The 16,067-nt window shown below is 63.7% G+C and carries 14 protein-coding genes and 1 riboswitch; of the genes, 10 read left to right on the forward strand and 4 right to left on the reverse strand.

The annotated features are described in order from the left end of the window. Positions 1-3: 3 nt before the first annotated feature. From D6C00_RS10295 to D6C00_RS10340, 9 genes are all read left to right on the forward strand, one after another. Complete coding sequence (locus D6C00_RS10295; RefSeq protein WP_125181643.1) at positions 4-1,149, forward strand: hypothetical protein; 1,146 nt, start codon at positions 4-6, stop codon at positions 1,147-1,149. Positions 1,150-1,212: 63 nt separating this feature from the next. Next, a riboswitch (glycine riboswitch) is annotated at positions 1,213-1,307 on the forward strand. 186 nt (positions 1,308-1,493) lie between these two features. Next, on the forward strand, positions 1,494-2,588 hold the full coding sequence (gcvT, locus tag D6C00_RS10300; protein WP_125181644.1) for a glycine cleavage system aminomethyltransferase GcvT: 1,095 nt from the start codon (positions 1,494-1,496) through the stop codon (positions 2,586-2,588). A 182-nt stretch (positions 2,589-2,770) separates the two neighbouring features. Further along, complete coding sequence (gene gcvH, locus D6C00_RS10305) at positions 2,771-3,166, forward strand: glycine cleavage system protein GcvH (RefSeq protein ID WP_125181645.1); 396 nt, start codon at positions 2,771-2,773, stop codon at positions 3,164-3,166. 119 nt (positions 3,167-3,285) lie between these two features. After that, on the forward strand, positions 3,286-4,686 hold the full coding sequence (gene gcvPA, locus D6C00_RS10310) for an aminomethyl-transferring glycine dehydrogenase subunit GcvPA (RefSeq protein ID WP_125181646.1): 1,401 nt from the start codon (positions 3,286-3,288) through the stop codon (positions 4,684-4,686). 216 nt (positions 4,687-4,902) lie between these two features. Beyond that, positions 4,903-5,400: a thiol peroxidase gene (gene tpx, locus D6C00_RS10315; protein WP_125181647.1), complete on the forward strand. Its 498-nt coding sequence runs from the start codon at positions 4,903-4,905 to the stop codon at positions 5,398-5,400. 328 nt (positions 5,401-5,728) lie between these two features. Then, positions 5,729-7,177 carry an aminomethyl-transferring glycine dehydrogenase subunit GcvPB gene (gcvPB, locus tag D6C00_RS10320; RefSeq protein WP_125181648.1) on the forward strand — a complete coding sequence of 483 codons (1,449 nt, stop codon included), beginning with the start codon at positions 5,729-5,731 and terminating at the stop codon, positions 7,175-7,177. Positions 7,178-7,179: 2 nt separating this feature from the next. Next, positions 7,180-7,545, forward strand: coding sequence for a diacylglycerol kinase (locus tag D6C00_RS10325; RefSeq protein WP_125181649.1), 366 nt, complete (start codon positions 7,180-7,182; stop codon positions 7,543-7,545). Positions 7,546-7,843: 298 nt separating this feature from the next. After that, a complete protein-coding gene (locus D6C00_RS10330) occupies positions 7,844-8,782 on the forward strand; it encodes a carbohydrate kinase family protein (RefSeq protein ID WP_125181650.1) in 939 nt (312 codons plus the stop codon). Positions 8,783-9,091: 309 nt separating this feature from the next. Continuing rightward, positions 9,092-11,548, forward strand: a complete 2,457-nt coding sequence (locus D6C00_RS10340) for a putative bifunctional diguanylate cyclase/phosphodiesterase (RefSeq protein WP_125181651.1) — start codon at positions 9,092-9,094, stop codon at positions 11,546-11,548. Positions 11,549-11,608: 60 nt separating this feature from the next. Here the strand turns inward: D6C00_RS10340 and D6C00_RS10345 are convergent, their stop codons facing one another. The 3 genes from D6C00_RS10345 to D6C00_RS10355 are packed head-to-tail and all read right to left on the reverse strand — an operon-like array spanning position 11,609 to position 13,163. Continuing rightward, positions 11,609-12,328, reverse strand: a complete 720-nt coding sequence (locus D6C00_RS10345; protein ID WP_125181652.1) for a hypothetical protein — start codon at positions 12,326-12,328, stop codon at positions 11,609-11,611. Further along, the gene (locus D6C00_RS10350; RefSeq protein WP_125181653.1) at positions 12,325-12,933 is read right to left on the reverse strand and encodes a TetR/AcrR family transcriptional regulator; all 609 of its coding nucleotides are present in this window, start codon (positions 12,931-12,933) and stop codon (positions 12,325-12,327) included. The genes D6C00_RS10345 and D6C00_RS10350 overlap by 4 nt, the downstream gene beginning before the upstream one ends. Further along, a complete protein-coding gene (locus tag D6C00_RS10355) occupies positions 12,930-13,163 on the reverse strand; it encodes a sulfurtransferase TusA family protein (RefSeq protein ID WP_125181654.1) in 234 nt (77 codons plus the stop codon). Before D6C00_RS10355 ends, D6C00_RS10350 begins: the two co-directional genes overlap by 4 nt. 309 nt (positions 13,164-13,472) lie before the next feature. On the opposite strand from D6C00_RS10355, the gene D6C00_RS10360 reads away from it, so the two are divergent. Next, positions 13,473-13,814, forward strand: coding sequence for a zinc ribbon domain-containing protein YjdM (locus D6C00_RS10360; protein WP_125181655.1), 342 nt, complete (start codon positions 13,473-13,475; stop codon positions 13,812-13,814). Here the strand turns inward: D6C00_RS10360 and D6C00_RS10365 are convergent, their stop codons facing one another. Next, a complete protein-coding gene (locus D6C00_RS10365) occupies positions 13,815-15,875 on the reverse strand; it encodes a thioredoxin domain-containing protein (protein ID WP_125181656.1) in 2,061 nt (686 codons plus the stop codon). Positions 15,876-16,067: the final 192 nt, after the last annotated feature.

Raw genomic sequence — 16,067 nt, forward strand, 5'->3', positions numbered from 1 at the left:
CGCATGCGCGGCCTCTGCCTCTGTTTCTGTCTGTGCCTGATTGCCTCCGTCGCGGCGGCCGAGCCGCCGCGCCCGCACCCCCGGCTGCAGGCACTGGGCCCGAATCAGGCACTGGATCTGGGCCGCTATGAATGCCCCAACGGCGAGGATCGGGACACCAGCAACTGCGCCACCATCACCGACTACAGCGGGATGGTCCATGACCCGACCCGCCACCAGCTGCTGCTGTTCGGCGGCGGCCATGCCGCCACCTACCGCGACGACGTCGAGATCCTCGATCTGGCCAGCCTGGAATGGCGCTCTGCCTATGCGCCGACCCCCTGTGAGGACCGCCGGCTGGACAATGTGGATGTCGAGGCCGGGCGCTGGATCAGCAGCAATCACCCCATCGCCCGCCACAGCTACGACCTGCTGGCCATCGCCGGCGAGGCCGCCGAGCTGTTCCTGTTCGCCAAGGTGCAGGGCCGGGGCCGGGGCTGCCATCGCTTGCCCGAGGGCCAGCCCTACGTCATCGCCGAGGGCCGGGTGGCGGCCTACGACCCGGACCGTCGCCGCTGGCGCTACACCCGGGCCCCGTCCGTGGGCTATCCCTTCGCTGCCGAGACCGATCCGGTCAGCGGCCGGGTGCTGCTGGTGGACCGGCGCAGTCTGCGCAGCTTCGACCCGGCCAGCGGCCGCATGAGCACGCACCTGGAATTCAACCATCCCGATATGCACTGGGCCCGCAGCCTGGTCTATTTCCCGCCGCTGGATCGCTTCTACTATATGTTGCAGGGCGGGCGTGCGAAGGGCGAACAGGTGCTCGAAGGGGTCTACGAGATCACGCTTGACCGCAGCGACTGGTCGAAAAGCCGTATCCGCCGTCTGGATCCGGATTCGCCCGGTGAGACCGGCCACGCCTGGGCCTACGACCCGGTCCATGAGCTGATCGGCGGCGGGGTCCGGGGGGGGCGCTTCTTCGCCTTCGATCCGCGCCGGGAGGCCTGGTACAGCGCTGAAATACAAACGGATTCCGGTCATCCCGTGGGAACGGCGAGCGACTATGCCCTGGCCTTCGATCCGGTCAACGGGGTCTACCTGTGGCGCAGTGACCGGCGCTCCGGACGCCGTACCTGGGCCTACCGCTGGGGAAACACTCCTCAGGAATAGGGTTTTAGGGGGGGGCGGGCTTGGATTATCGCAATCGCCGGGGTATAGTCAGGCCCTCAACTGATTACCGCTGCGGGAGAGAGCCCCTCGATTCACCGGGGGCCGCCGAAGGCGCAACTCGCCCGGAAACGCTCAGGCAAAGGGACCGTCGCGGTACGTTGACTCTGGAGAGCGGTCTGCCCCGATCATCGGACTGGCAGGCCCACCGAAGGGGCGGGGCGTCCGGCAGGCGCCTACACTCTCAGGTTGGAAAGCCCGGCTTTCCGTGGACAGAGGGGCGACGGTTTCCATTAACCCGTCGCGCCTGTTTTATCGCCGCGGCCAAGCAGTCGAGAGTCAACCAAATGGGCAGACATACCCCGTTGTACGACCTGCACGTCCGTCAGGGCGGCAAGCTGGTCGATTTCGCCGGCTGGGACATGCCGATCAACTACGGCTCCCAGGTCGATGAACACCACCAGGTTCGCCGGGACGTCGGCATGTTCGATGTCTCCCACATGACGGTGGTGGACCTGCACGGCGATAATTCCCGCGCCCTTCTGCGCAAGCTGCTCGCCAACAACATCGATCGTCTCCAGGCGCCCGGCAAGGCGCTTTACAGCTGCATGCTCAACGAGCAGGGCGGCGTCATCGACGATCTCATCACCTATTATGTCCGCGAGGACTTCTTCCGCATGGTGGTCAACGCCGCCACCCGCGACAAGGACCTGGACTGGATCCGCCAGCAGGCCGGGCCTTTCGGGGTCGAGGTCCGGGAGCGCGACGACCTGGCCATGATCGCCGTTCAGGGCCCCAACGCCCGCGATCAAGTGCTGAAGCTGCTGCCGGCCACCCTGCGTGATGCTGCCGCCGAACTCAAGCCCTTCTTCGCCGCCCTGAACGGCATGCAGGAATCCGGCTGGTTCGTGGCCCGCACCGGCTACACCGGCGAGGACGGCTTCGAGATCGTCCTGCCCGAAGCCGACGCCCCGCGCCTGTGGCAGGCCCTGTCCGACAACGGCGTCAGCCCCATCGGCCTGGGGGCACGCGACACCCTGCGTCTGGAGGCCGGTATGAATCTCTACGGCTCCGACATGACCGAGGAGACCACCCCGCTCGAATCCGGCCTGAGCTGGACCCTGGCCTGGGAGCCGGCCGAGCGTGATTTCATCGGCCGCGCCGCGCTCGAGAGTCAGCGCGAGGCCGGAGTGACGAGCAAACTTGTCGGCCTGGTGCTGGAGGGCAAGGGCGTGATCCGCAATCACCAGAAGGTCTTCACCGAGGCCGGCGAGGGCGAGGTCACCAGCGGCAGCTATTCACCGACCATCGGCGGTTCGATTGCGCTGGCGCGCATCCCGGCCGCGGCCGGTGACAGCGTCGAGGTCGAAATCCGCGGCAAGCGCATCCCGGCGCGGGTGGTCAAGCCGCCTTTCGTCCGCCACGGCGAGGTCAGGGTTTGATTGAAGATCAAGAGATCAAGAGCGCCACGGAATACACGGAAAGCACGGAAAAAATAAATGTAACACCCTTAGTGTCATCGCCTGGGCGCTACGCACCCGGCGATAACAACAAAACATTCAGTGTTTTCCGTGTATTCCGTGGTGCTCTTTAAATTACACCTCACAACGAAGAGGACAGATAGATGAGCGAAGTACCCGGCGAACTCAAATACACCAAGAGCCATGAATGGGTGCGCATCGAGGCCGACGGCAGCGTCGTGGTCGGGATTACCGATCACGCCCAGGACCAGCTCGGCGACATGGTCTATGTCGAGGCGCCCGAGGCGGGCACCAGCTTCGCCGCCGGCGATGCCTGCGCCGTGGTGGAATCCGTCAAGGCCGCCTCCGATGTTTATGCGCCCATCTCCGGTGAAGTGACCGAGGGCAACGACGCCCTGGCCGACAGCCCGGAGCTGGTCAATCAGGACCCCTTCGGTGATGGCTGGCTGATGAAGCTCAATCCGAGCGACAGCAGCGAGCTGGACGGTCTGATGGACGCCGAGGCCTACCAGGCCTACCTGGAGTCCGAGGAGCATTAATTCATGGTCGGGGCAGGATGGGTGGAGCGAAGCGCAACCCATCATTGTCTGGCCCGCGATGGTCGAGGGCGCTGTACGCCTTCACCCATCCTACACCTGGAATCAGCAGCTGATTAACCATGCCTTTTATACCGCACACAGAAGATGACATCCGCGCCATGCTCGAGGCCATCGGGGCCGACAGCATCGAGGCCCTGTTCGACGAGATCCCCGCGGATCTGCGCATCAGGCACCTGGATGGCGTGCCCGAGACGATGAGCGAGCCGGAGCTGGCCCGCCTGATGCTGGAGCGTTCCGAGCAGGACGGCCGGCCGCTGAACTTCATCGGCGCCGGTGCCTACGAGCACCACATCCCGGCGGCGGTGTGGGAGATCACCACCCGCGGCGAGTTCTACAGCGCCTATACGCCCTACCAGGCCGAGGCCAGCCAGGGCACGCTGCAGGTGATCTACGAATACCAGACCATGATGACCCGGCTGATGGCCATGGACGCCTCCAATGCCTCGCTCTACGACGGCGCCTCGGCGCTGGCCGAGGCGGTGCTGATGGCCGTGCGCGCCAACCGCAAGTCGAAGTCGCGCAAGGTGCTGATGCCGGTGGCCGTGCACCCGGCCTATCGCGCCACCACCCGCACCATTGTCGACAACCAGGATATCGATCTGATCGAGGTCCCCTATGACCCGGCGGGCGGCCATACCCCGGTCGAGGCACTGAAGCAGTACGAGGGCGAGGACATCACCGCCCTGGTTATCGCCCAGCCCAACTTCTTCGGCATCCTCGAGGACGTGGACGATCTGACCGACTGGGCCCATGCCAACGGGGCGCTGGCCATCGCCGTGGTCAATCCCATGGCCGCGGCCATGCTCACCCCGCCCGGCCGCTGGGGTGAGAAGGGTGTGGATATCGCCTGCGGCGAAGGTCAGCCGCTGGGCGTGCCGCTGGCCTCCGGCGGGCCCTATTACGGCTACATGTGTTGCCGCAAGGAGCATGTGCGCCAGATGCCGGGGCGCATCGTCGGCCGCACCGTCGACCGCGACGGCCGCACCGGCTACACCCTGACCCTGCAGGCGCGCGAGCAGCACATCCGCCGCTCCAAGGCGACTTCCAACATCTGCACCAACCAGGGCCTGCTGGTGACCGCCTCGACCATCTTCATGTCGATCGTCGGCGGTGCCGGGCTGCAGCGCATCGCCCGCACCAGCCACGCCAACACCCGTGCACTGGTGGAACGCTTCCGCGACAATCCGGCTGTCGGTCCCGTATTCAACCGGCCTTATTTCCATGAGTGCGTGCTCAAGGTCGGAGTACCTCTGGATACCATCCTGCCGGCACTGGCCGAGGATAATCTGCTGGCCGGCTATGCCCTGGCGCAGGACTATCCCGAACTGGAAGACTGCCTGCTGGTCTGCGCGACCGAGACCAAGACGCAGCAGGATCTGGACCGCTATGCGGATGCGATGAACCGGGTTGTCGGCGACAACGCCGCGACCGGCCGCACCGCGAAGCCGAAGATGGCTTAGTTGGATCAGTGGGCTGAAGCGAGGCCAACGCAAAGGACGCAGAGGCGCAGAGATGTACCGTCATTGCGAGGCGCGTAGCGCCGCGGCAATCTCTAACCGAGTCTCTGCAGTACGAGATTGCCACGCTGCGCTCGCAATGACGGTTTTTTAGACACTGATTCGGTCTTTGCGTCTCAGCGTTAACATCGCGGACACTAACGAGCAAGGAGGTGGACCATGGCACAAATCACGCTGGAAGGTAATCCGATCAACACCATCGGCGAGCTGCCGGCCGTCGGCAGCCAGCTGCCCGACTTCAAGCTGGTGGACAAGGACCTCAACGATGTCAGCCTGGCAGCCTACAAGGGCAGAAAGAAGCTGATCAACATCGTGCCCAGCCTGGACACAGGCGTGTGCGCTGCCTCCACCCGGAAATTCGACGAGCTGGCCGGCGGGCGCGACGACGTGGTGGTGCTGACGGTCTCCGCGGACCTGCCGTTTGCCCTGGGCCGGTTCTGCAGCGCCGAGAACCTGGACAAGGTGCAGACCCTGTCGATGATGCGCGACCGCAATTTCGGCAAGGACTACGGCGTGTTGATCACCGACGGCCCCCTGGCCGGCATCAACTCCCGCGCCGTGGTGGTCGCCGACGAGAACGACAGGGTGGTCCACGCCGAGCAGGTGCCCGAGATCACCCAGGAGCCCGACTACGACAAGGCCATCGCGGCGTTGTGATTTTTTAAGATCAAGAGCGCCACGGAATACACGGACAGATATTACGCACAGGCCAGGGTATATGGCTGCACTCACGCAGCGTCATCCCCGCGCAGGCGGGGATCCAGTAGCCGCTGCGGTACATGGATTCCCGCCTGCGCGGGAATGACGGGGTTTTTCTGAGTCGTAGCCAATAATCTGACTGTTGTGTAATGAGTTCGAAGGCCAGTTACGCTGAGTTGATCAGACCTGCGACTTGAGCCGACATGAATGAATATGAATATGAATTTGTCCGTGCTTTCCGTGTATTCCGTGGCGTTCTTGATTTCGACTGATGAGGCATTGAATCATGCTGATTTTTGAACATTCCCGACCCGGCCGCGAGGCCCCTGGCCATTCGCCGCGCGAACTGGCGGATGTCAGTGACATCCCCGCCGGACTGCTGCGCGAGGACGTGCCCGGCCTGCCCGAGGTGTCCGAGCTGCAGGCGGTGCGTCACTACACCCGGCTGTCGCAGAAGAACTTCTCCATCGACACCCAGTTCTATCCGCTGGGTTCCTGCACCATGAAGTACAACCCGCGGGCCTGTAACACCTATGCCATGCTGCCCGGCTTCCTGGCCCGGCACCCGCTGGCGCCGGCCTCGACCGGTCAGGGCTTCATGGCCTGCATGTACGAGTTGCAGGAGATGCTCAAGGACATCACCGGCATGAAGGCGGTCTCGCTGACCCCGGCCGCCGGCGCCCAGGGTGAGTTCACCGGTGTCGCCATGATACGCGCCTATCACGACGCGCGCGGCGACAGTGGGCGCAGCGAAATCATCGTCCCGGATGCCGCCCACGGCACCAATCCGGCCACCGCCACCATGTGCGGCTACAAGGTGCGCGAAATCCCCACTATGAAGGACGGGGATGTGGATCTGGAGGCGCTGAAGCAGGCCGTGGGCCCGCAGACGGCGGGCATCATGCTCACCAATCCGTCCACGCTCGGCGTGTTCGAGCGCAGGATCCAGGAGATCGCCCGCATCGTGCACGAGGCCGGCGGCCTGCTCTACTATGACGGCGCCAACCTCAATGCCATCCTGGGCAAGGTGCGCCCGGGCGTGATGGGCTTCGACGTCATCCACATGAACCTGCACAAGACCTTCTCCACCCCGCATGGCGGCGGCGGGCCGGGCGCCGGGCCGGTGGGCGTGTCCGAGCGACTGGAGCCCTTCCTGCCGGTGCCCATGGTGGGCAATTACGGCGACCGGTACCACTGGATCACCGAGAAGGAAAAGCCGCAGAGCATCGGCCGGCTGTCGGCCTTCATGGGCAATGCCGGGGTGCTCATGCGGGCCTATATCTATGCCCGGCTGCTCGGGCGCGAGGGCATGCACCGGGTGGCCGATTTCGCCACCCTGAACGCCAACTACCTGATGGTGAAGCTGCGCGAGGCCGGCTTTGACCTGGCCTTCCCGGAGCGGCGCGCCACCCACGAGTTCATCGTCACGCTGAAGCGCCAGAAGAAGGAGCTCGATGTGACGGCGATGGACTTCGCCAAGCGGCTGCTGGACTACGGCTATCACGCCCCGACCACCTACTTCCCGCTGCTGGTGCCCGAGTGTCTGCTGATCGAGCCGACCGAGACCGAGGCGCGCGAGGAGCTGGACGGCTTCGTCGAGGCCATGATCAAGATCCAGGAAGAGGCCGAGACCAACGCCGAGGTGCTCAAGGAAGCCCCGCACACCCAGCCGGTGCGGCGTCTGGACGACGTGCGCGCTGCGCGTGAACTGGACCTGGCCTGGTCGGAGCACTGAATGTGGGCAAACCGGATGGCAACACCGGCTTCACCCGACTGATCAATGCCACCCGCTTCTCCTGGCGCGGCTGGCACGCGGCCCTGCACCACGAGGCCGCCTTCCGCCAGGAGATGGCCGCCACCCTGGTGTTCGTGCCCCTGGCCCTGTGGCTGGGAGAGACCGGGGTGGAGAAGGCCCTGATGATCGCCAGCTGGATGCTGGTGCCTATCGTCGAACTGCTGAACTCGGCCATGGAAACGGCCGTGGACCGGATCAGCGAGGAACATCACCCGCTGGCCGGACGCGCCAAGGACATGGGCTCGGCGGCCGTGCTGACCAGCCTGCTGACCGCCGGCGCGGTCTGGGCGCTGATTCTGTTTTTTTGAGATAGCCACGGAAAACACGGAAAGCACTGACAATTCAATGTAGGTCGGGTCAGGCGCGAAGCGCCGTAACCCAACAAGCCGCTACAGAACCAGAAACACCGTCATCCCCGCGCAGGCGGGGATCCAGCAGCCGCGGCGGTTTATGGATTCCCGCCTGCGCGGGAATGACGCTGTAATACTGTAGTCATGTATTCTGCCGGGTTTTGCCTATTGAATGGTTATGCTTTTGTCCGTGTATTCCGTGGCCATCACCCTGTTTCTTTATCGAATTCATAGAAGCTGTAACGGAGGTATCTGAATGTCTGCACTGATCTGTGGTTCCATGGCCTACGACACCATCATGGTGTTCCACGACAAGTTCAAGAACCACATCCTGCCCGACAAGGTCCACATCCTGAACGTGGCCTTCCATGTCCCGGACATGCGCCGCGAGTTCGGTGGCTGCGCCGGCAACATCGCCTACAACCTCAAGCTGCTGGGCGGCGAGGGCAAGCCGATGGGTACCGTGGGTGCCGATTTCGGCCCCTATGGCGAATGGATGGACAGGCACGGCATTCCGCGCGACTACATCAAACAGATCAACGAGACCTATACCGCGCAGGCCTTCATCACCACCGACATGGACGACAACCAGATCATCGCCTTCCACCCCGGCGCGATGGACCTGGCGCACCAGAACCGGGTGCAGGACGCCAGCGGCGTGACCCTGGGCATGGTCTCGCCGGACGGGCGTGACGGCATGATCGAGCACGCCACCCAGTTCGCCGAGGCCGGCATCCCCTTCATCTTCGACCCGGGCCAGGGTCTGCCGCTGTTCGGCGGGGATGATCTCAAGGACTTCATCGACAAGGCCAGCTATGTCTGTGTCAACGACTACGAGGGCGAGCTGATCCAGGAGCGCACCGGCTGGTCCCCGCACGAGATCGCCGAGCGGGTCGAGGCCCTGATCATCACCCGCGGCGCCAAGGGTTCGGAGATCTACCTCAAGAACAAGCGCATCGACATCCCGGCCGCCAAACCGCACGAGATCAACGATCCGACCGGCTGCGGCGATGCCTTCCGCGCCGGCCTGCTCTACGGCCTGATGAACGACCTGGACTGGGAGACCACCGGCCGCATCGCTGCCATGATGGGGGCGATCAAGATCGAGAAGCATGGTACCCAGAACCATACCTTCAGCCGCAATGAATTCGAGGCACGCTACAAGGAGAGCTTCGGCCACGGTCTGGCCTGGTAAAGGACGTAAAACGTGAAGGGTGAAGCGTGAAGCGAGAAGTGAAAACGGGCTTGACGGCCGCGGGCCGGCCCACACACTTGCTCACGCCTCACGCCTCACGCCTCACGCCTCACGCCTCACGCCTCACGCCTCACGCCTCACGCCTCACGCCTCACGCCTCACGCCTCACTTCAAAAACCTAAAGCTATAATTGTTTCAAACCGTTAACATCGATATTGCTGGTGGTGGCGGGCAGGGTTATTATCCATATAATTATTATGGTTAAACCTGGCTGCCAGCAGCCTGGAATATTCTCAACATGCTGAAATAATGAATGATCGCCTGGAACAAGCACTCCAGCCGACCTGGCTGAATTATCTCGTCGACCCCTTCATTGGCTGGCGTGGCTGGGTCGTGCCCCTGGGTCTGAGTCTGCTGCTGGTGCTGGTCAGCCAGACCAACTTCGTCCTGTTCCATACCCTGGCCGAGCTGTTCGCCGTCATGGTCGCCGTCATCCTGTCGGTGGTGGCCTGGCATACCTACGCATTCTCCCGCAATCATTACCTGATGTACCTGGGGGTGGGCTATTTCTGGGTCGCCATTCTCGACCTGCTGCATACCCTGAGTTTCCCGGGTGTGGGCATCATCCAGGCGACCGGATCCGGGATGTCGATTCAGTTCTGGATCGTGACCCGCTATTTCGAGGCCTTCCTGCTGCTGACCGGGCCGCTGTTCTTCACCCGGCGGGTCCAGCCCGTGCCGCTGCTGCTGCTGTTCGGTCTGATTGCCTGGCTGCTGGCCAGCTGGGTGTTTTCCGGCGTGATCCCCGCTGCCTATGTCGAGGGCGAGGGGCTGACCCGGTTCAAGGTGGTCAGCGAATACGTGGTGATCCTGCTGCTGATGGCCGCGGTCGGGGTGCTGAGCCATTACCGGGCTCACATGGACAGGCGTATCTATGTCCTGATGATCGGCGCCATACTGCTCACCGTTGCGGCGGAGCTGAGCTTCACCCTGTATCACAGCATGTACAGCATGCCCATCCTGGTCGGGCATATCCTAAAGCTGCTGTCCTTCTGGCTGATCTACTATGCCGTTGTCCGCACCACCCTGACCGAGCCCTACCTGCTGCTGGCGCGCGGCTCCAGCACCTATGACGCCATTCCCGAACCCACCATCGTGGTCGATGCGGCTGGCGTCATCCGTCAGGCCAACCGGGCCGCCGCCTCGGTGGTGAACCGGCCGCCGGAGGCGGTCGTCGGCCGTCACTGTCATGATCTGTACCACTCCGGCCGCTATTCGCCGGATGAGTGCGTCGTCTGCCAGCACATCCACAGCAGCCAGGTGTTATCGCACTATGAGCAGTTTCTGGACGAGAAGGGGGAATGGCGCGAATACTCGCTCACCCCCTTCCGCTCCTATACCGATTTGACGGGCATGGTGCATGTCTCCTCCAATATCACTGCGCGCAAGCGGGCCGAGGAGGAGTTGATCCGGCAGGCCAACTATGACCCGCTGACCCGCCTGCCCAACCGTGCCCTGGTCATGGACCGCCTGCAGGTGGGACTGGCACGGGCCGCCCGCAGCCACCGCCAGCTGGCCGCCATGTTCGTGGACCTGGACAACTTCAAGAATATCAACGATTCGCTCGGACACCGGGTGGGCGACAAGCTGCTGCAGCAGGCCGCGCGGCGGCTGCAGGACCCGCTGGAGGAGTCCGACACCCTGGCCCGCTGGGGCGGCGACGAGTTCCTGGTCCTGCTGCCTGAACTCGAGGGGCTGGAGCGGGCGGAGATCGTCGCCGAGCGTATCCTGCAGGCGATGACCGCACCCATGGAAATCGAAGGCCGCGAGCTGATCGTCTCGGCCAGCATCGGTATCGCCGTTTATCCGGATGACGGCCGGGTTGCCGATGTGCTGCTCAGCGATGCCGATACCGCCATGTACCGGGCCAAGGCCGCCGGGCGCAATACCTACCGCTTCTTCACCCCCGAGATGAACCGCGATGCCGCCGAGCGCCTGGAGATGGAAAGCGAGCTGCGCCATGCCGTCGAGCGCGGTGAACTGTACCTGGCCTATCAGCCGCAGCTCGCTCTCGGAACCCGCGAGGTGATCGGCTGCGAGGCACTGATGCGCTGGAACAATCGCCGCTTCGGCGAAGTGCCTCCGGACCGCTTCATCCCGCTGGCCGAGGAAAGCGGCCTGATCAATCCCATTGGCGAGTGGATGCTCGACCGGGTGCTGGCGGACATGTCGGCCCTGCACCGGGCTCTGGGCCGGCGTCTGGCCGTGTCCATCAACATTTCCTCGCGCCAGCTCAAGGAGCCGGTCTTCCTGGAGCGCTTCCGGCATTATCTGGACGGGTACGCGCTGGCGCCGGATGACGTCCTCATCGAGATCACCGAAAGCCTGCTGGTTGAGGACGATGATGCCACCATGAGCTGCCTGGATGCGCTGGTCCGGATGGGTGTCCGCCTGTCCATGGACGACTTCGGCACCGGCTATTCCTCGCTGAGCTATCTCAAGCGCTTTCCCTTCAGCGAGATCAAGATCGACCGGGATTTCGTCCGCGACATCACGACCGACCCCGGCGATGCGGCCCTGTGCCTGGCCATTATCGCCATGGCGAAGGGGCTGGGGATTCAGGTGGTGGGCGAGGGCGTGGAGACCGAGGCCCAGTGCGAGTTCCTGCGCGACAACGACGCCGACATCGGCCAGGGATACCTGTTCAGCAAGCCGCTGCGGCTGGAGGATCTGTGCGGGTATCTTGGCGTGAGGCGTGAGGCGTGAGGCGTGAGGCGTGAGAAGAATGTAGGTCGGGTCAAGACTGAAAGGCGTAACCCGACCTGCTCACTGGCCCGACTGCAGGTTCTCCTTCCACGTCTGCCCGTCCATTTCCAGCCGGCACCGGGTCGGCGTGATCACGAACTGTCCGTGCATTGCAGCGATATCCTGTTCCAGCATCCAGCAGGCATCGGCCCGTTCCAGCAGATGCTGCAGCGCCAGGGCGATGGCGGGGCGTTTTGCATAATCCAGTCCCAGACGCTGCCAGGCCTGCTGCGCGCGCTGCCGTCCCTGTTCGCCGAGTTCAAAGAAGCGGGCGATGAGCCGCTGGCGCAGTGTCTGTTCCCCGATCCGTTCCCGCAGTGCGCGCATGCGCTCGGTTGACGTGCCCTGTGCGGGCAGCTGTTGTGCCAGATCCGACGGCAGAAACTCCTCCAGCGGCTCGCCGTTGATCAGACCCCGGGCGACGTCCTCGTCCACCATCTGGGCATAATCGGGTTCGATGTCCGTGCCGGTGCGTTCGCGCAGCTGTATCAGGGCCATGGCCTCGTCGCGGTGACCGCTCAGACCGAAGCCGCACAGATAATGATCGACGATGTCATGGATCAGCACCGAGGTGGGGATGTTGCCGCCGGTGTAGGCGGTGCTGGCGATGACGAATTCATCGCCGATGGCGATGTCCAGCTTCCAGCCGCGGGCGCCGAAGCCGTCCTGCCATTCGCGGCGGTAGGTCACCGGCACTTCGACCGGTGCGGTTGTATCTGCCGGTTGGGTTGTTGTCGTCATTCCGTCCTGTATCCAATGGCGTTCAGGAACAGCCGGACCAGCTGTTCGATCAGATCATCCAGCGCCATGTCCTGATAACGCGGACTGTCGAGGATGCACTTGGCATACAGCGCCTCGCGCACCATGCCCTGGAACAGCAGGCTGGCGGTGCGGCCGTCCACCTGCCCGGCCCGGCCCTGCAGGGCCGGTTCAGCCAGGCTGATCTCGATGAAATCGGTAAAACCCTTCCAGCGCGATTCGAAAAAACGCTGCGCCGCCGTCGCGTCCGCGAGCATGCCGTGCATCTCCATGCGCAGGTAGTCCGGATCCCGGGCCACGCTAGCGGCATAAACCCGCGTCATGCGCAGCAGTACGCTGCCGAAATCCTCCGGCCCGTTCAGGGCCGCCTCCACGTAGCTTTCGCGCTGACCGGCGATCTCGCTCAGCGCTGCCTCGTACAGTGCCTCCTTGGAATTGAAATGGCGATAGAGGACAGCCGGGCTTACGCCCAGCCGCCGTGCGATCTCGTCCACGGACACCCCGTGCATACCCCGGTCGGCAAACAGCGTCTTCGCCACCGCCAGGATCGAGGCCCGGCGTTCGGGCGCTTTCAGCCTTCGCGTCATGAAGTCTTGCGAATGAGGAATTCATATTCCCCATTGCCTTCGCTGCTCGAGACCAGTTCATTGCCCGTCTGCTTGCAGAAGGCGTCGAAGTCCTTCACCGAACCCGGGTCCGTGGCTACGATCTTGAGCACCTGTCCGGTCTGCATGGGGGCGATGGCCTTTTTGGCCCGCACAATGGGCAGGGGGCAGTTAAGGCCGCGGGCGTCGAGTTCCTGATCGAAGTTGTCCATAAAATGTCTCCATATATTTCATTGAGTTGAAAATATATGCATACACATCCCTGCATATAAGTGAGCGTTTACTAACTTATATGAGGCGAGGCGAGCCGTCAAGTCACCGCGGTATGGGAGCGTACTGGGGCAGGGTCTGAAGTGTGCGCAGAGTGGAGAGATGGCAGGTCTGTCTGCTCGCCGTGAACTCACCCTCCGTCAGGTCCTGTCCCGTGGCGGCGAGCGGGTCGGAGTCGCAGGATTTGCAGGATCGGCGCAATCGGTGATGGCTTATACTGTCCATCCGTTCGACAGGATGAAGTGAAAACCATGAGTGAGCTACCCAGGTGCCCGCAGTGCGGCTCGGAATACACCTACATTGACGGCAGCCTGTACGTCTGCCCCGAATGCGCGCACGAGTGGTCAATTGATGGCGAGGCAGAGACTGCTGATATGGGTCAGGTGGTCAAGGATGCCAATGGCAATGTCCTGCAGGCCGGCGACAGCGTCGTCGTGATCAAGGACCTCAGGATCAAGGGCTCCTCTTCGGTAGTGAAGGTCGGGACCAGGGTAAAGAATATCCGGCTGGTCGAGGGCGATCACAATATCGACTGCAAGATCGACGGCATTGGCGCCATGCAGCTGAAATCGGAGTTTGTGAAGAAGGCCTGATCAGGCCAGTGCCTTGCGGAGTTCTTCCCGCATCCTGATCGGCGGCGAGCACCGGGTGCCGGTGCAGATATAGGCGACCGTTTCTTCCTGCGGTCTTTTCTCGGCAAGCGCCTCGGGCAGATCGGCGGCGTCATTCGGGATGGCCAGACACAGGCGCTTGGGGGCGCAGGCGGCGGCGCAGTCCGTCTGCCAGTTCTGTATGGCATCGGCTTCGCCGCGCAGGATGACGGCCTCGCCGGGATCGAGGAATTCCTCCAGGGCGTCGACCAGGCTGGTGCAGGCGAAGGCGTTCTGTTCCATCGGCAGCCACAGGGCGCGCAGGGTGGCTTCGGCGGCGTCCAGGTAGCGCGGCTCCGCCAGCAGATGACCCAGGCGGACAAGCACGCGTGCCGCCACGCCATTGCCTGCCGGCTGCGAGTCGTCATGCACCGGCTTGGGCCGCTGGATCAGGGCCTCGTGGTCGTCGGCGGTGAAGTAGAAGCCGCCATCGTCGGCCTGAAAATGCTTGAGTACGACCTCGGTGAGTTCCAGGGCGAATTGCATGTCGGCGCTGCTCCAGCGAACCTGCAGCAGCTCCAGGATGGCGTCGATCAGGTAGACGTGATCGTCCAGGTAGGCGTTGAGATGCGCGTGCCCGTCCTTGCAGGTGGCCAGCAGCCGGCCGTCCTGCCACAGTGTGTTGCGGATGAAACCCAGCGCCCGTTCGGCGGACTCGGCATAATCGGGGCGCTGCAGGTGGCGGGCGGCGATGGCCATGCCGCGGATCATGAGGGCGTTCCAGGCGGTGAGTATCTTGTCGTCGCGGCCGGGGCGCACCCGCTGTTCGCGCAGCGTGAAGAGTTTGTCCCGGGCACTGTCCAGCCGGCGTTCGACCTCTGCCGTATCGATGCCGAGATCGGCGGCGATGTCCCCGGGCGAGCGGAATACATGCGGATACCACCGGCCCTCGAAGTTGGCGGCGCGGTCCAGGCCGTAGCGCGGGGCGAAAGCGGCGTATTCCTCTGCACTCAGCGCGGCCTGCACCTCGTCCGGGGTCCAGACATAGAATTTGCCTTCCTCGCCCTCGGAGTCGGCGTCCAGGCTGGAGTAGTAGCCGCCCTCGGGAGACTGCATCTCGCGCATCACCCAGTCGGCCGTGGTCATGGCGGTGCGGGCGAACAGCGGTTCCCGGGTGGCGGCATGGGTCTGGCTGTAGAGGGCGAGCAGCGGGCCGTTGTCGTAGAGCATCTTCTCGAAGTGCGGGATCATCCAGTCGTCGTCGGTGGAGTAGCGGCAGAAGCCGCCGCCGATCTGGTCGTTGATCCCGCCCAGGGCCATGCGTTCCAGGGTGCGGGTGAGCATTTCCAGGGCGCGGTCGTCGCTGTTGTCCTGCTGCCGGCTGCGCTGCCAGTGACGCAGCAGCCGCTCCAGGCTGCCGGGATGCGGGAACTTCGGCGCCTGCCCGAAGCCGCCGCGCTGCTCGTCGTATTGCTCTTCCAGCTGGCGCCGCGCCACGTCCAGCGGCAGCAGGCTCAGCTCGGCGTCCTCGACCCGCTGCGGCGCGGCGATGGCCTGCATGGCGCGCATCAGGTCCTGGTTCTGATTGGCGATGGCGTCCTTGCGCTCGCGGTAGAAGTCCGCCACGCGCTGCAGCAGCTCGGTGAAGCCGGGCAGTCCGAAGCGCGGCTGCCTGGGGAAATAGGTGCCGCCGAAGAAGGGGATGCGTTCCTCGGGGGTGAGGAACATGGTCAATGGCCAGCCGCCGTTGCGCTGGGTGAGCAGGCTGTGGGCGACCTGGTAGATCTTGTCCAGGTCCGGGCGTTCCTCACGGTCGACCTTGATGTTGACGAACAGGTCGTTCATCACCTGCGCCACCCCGGGATCCTCGAAGCTCTCGTGCGCCATGACGTGGCACCAGTGGCAGGCCGAATAGCCGATGGAGAGCAGGATGGGCTTGTCCTCCCGACGCGCCAGTGCCAGCGCCTCCTCGCCCCAGGGATGCCAGTCCACCGGATTGTCGGCATGCTGGAGCAGGTAGGGACTGGTCTCGCCGGCCAGGTGATTGGTCTTGACGTCGGTCATGCGGCCTCCGGGGCTTCTCTATATAATCCTGAAGCCACTATCTGCCACGGAAACATGCGGAAAAGGCCAAGGTCGGAAACAACCGGCGGGGCGCTGAGGAACCTCTGATTAATTCAAACAGTCCTGTCATTGCGAGTAACCAGAGGGCATAAACGTAGCGAAGCAATCTCGTACTGCAGAATCAATCAGTTA

The sequence above is a fragment of the Thiohalobacter thiocyanaticus genome (assembly GCF_003932505.1).
Taxonomy (GTDB): domain Bacteria; phylum Pseudomonadota; class Gammaproteobacteria; order Thiohalobacterales; family Thiohalobacteraceae; genus Thiohalobacter; species Thiohalobacter thiocyanaticus.

Bases quoted from the DNA above. Each gene is read 5' to 3' on its own strand.
- D6C00_RS10365 (WP_125181656.1), bottom strand. From the start codon at position 15,875: ATGACCGACGTCAAGACCAATCACCTGGCCGGCGAGACCAGTCCCTAC.
- D6C00_RS10295 (WP_125181643.1), top strand. From the start codon at position 4: ATGCGCGGCCTCTGCCTCTGTTTCTGTCTGTGCCTGATTGCCTCCGTC.
- gcvT (WP_125181644.1), top strand. From the start codon at position 1,494: ATGGGCAGACATACCCCGTTGTACGACCTGCACGTCCGTCAGGGCGGC.
- D6C00_RS10355 (WP_125181654.1), bottom strand. From the start codon at position 13,163: ATGGACAACTTCGATCAGGAACTCGACGCCCGCGGCCTTAACTGCCCC.
- gcvPB (WP_125181648.1), top strand. From the start codon at position 5,729: ATGCTGATTTTTGAACATTCCCGACCCGGCCGCGAGGCCCCTGGCCAT.
- gcvPA (WP_125181646.1), top strand. From the start codon at position 3,286: ATGCCTTTTATACCGCACACAGAAGATGACATCCGCGCCATGCTCGAG.
- D6C00_RS10345 (WP_125181652.1), bottom strand. From the start codon at position 12,328: ATGACGACAACAACCCAACCGGCAGATACAACCGCACCGGTCGAAGTG.
- D6C00_RS10330 (WP_125181650.1), top strand. From the start codon at position 7,844: ATGTCTGCACTGATCTGTGGTTCCATGGCCTACGACACCATCATGGTG.
- D6C00_RS10360 (WP_125181655.1), top strand. From the start codon at position 13,473: ATGAGTGAGCTACCCAGGTGCCCGCAGTGCGGCTCGGAATACACCTAC.
- D6C00_RS10340 (WP_125181651.1), top strand. From the start codon at position 9,092: ATGAATGATCGCCTGGAACAAGCACTCCAGCCGACCTGGCTGAATTAT.
- tpx (WP_125181647.1), top strand. From the start codon at position 4,903: ATGGCACAAATCACGCTGGAAGGTAATCCGATCAACACCATCGGCGAG.
- gcvH (WP_125181645.1), top strand. From the start codon at position 2,771: ATGAGCGAAGTACCCGGCGAACTCAAATACACCAAGAGCCATGAATGG.
- D6C00_RS10350 (WP_125181653.1), bottom strand. From the start codon at position 12,933: ATGACGCGAAGGCTGAAAGCGCCCGAACGCCGGGCCTCGATCCTGGCG.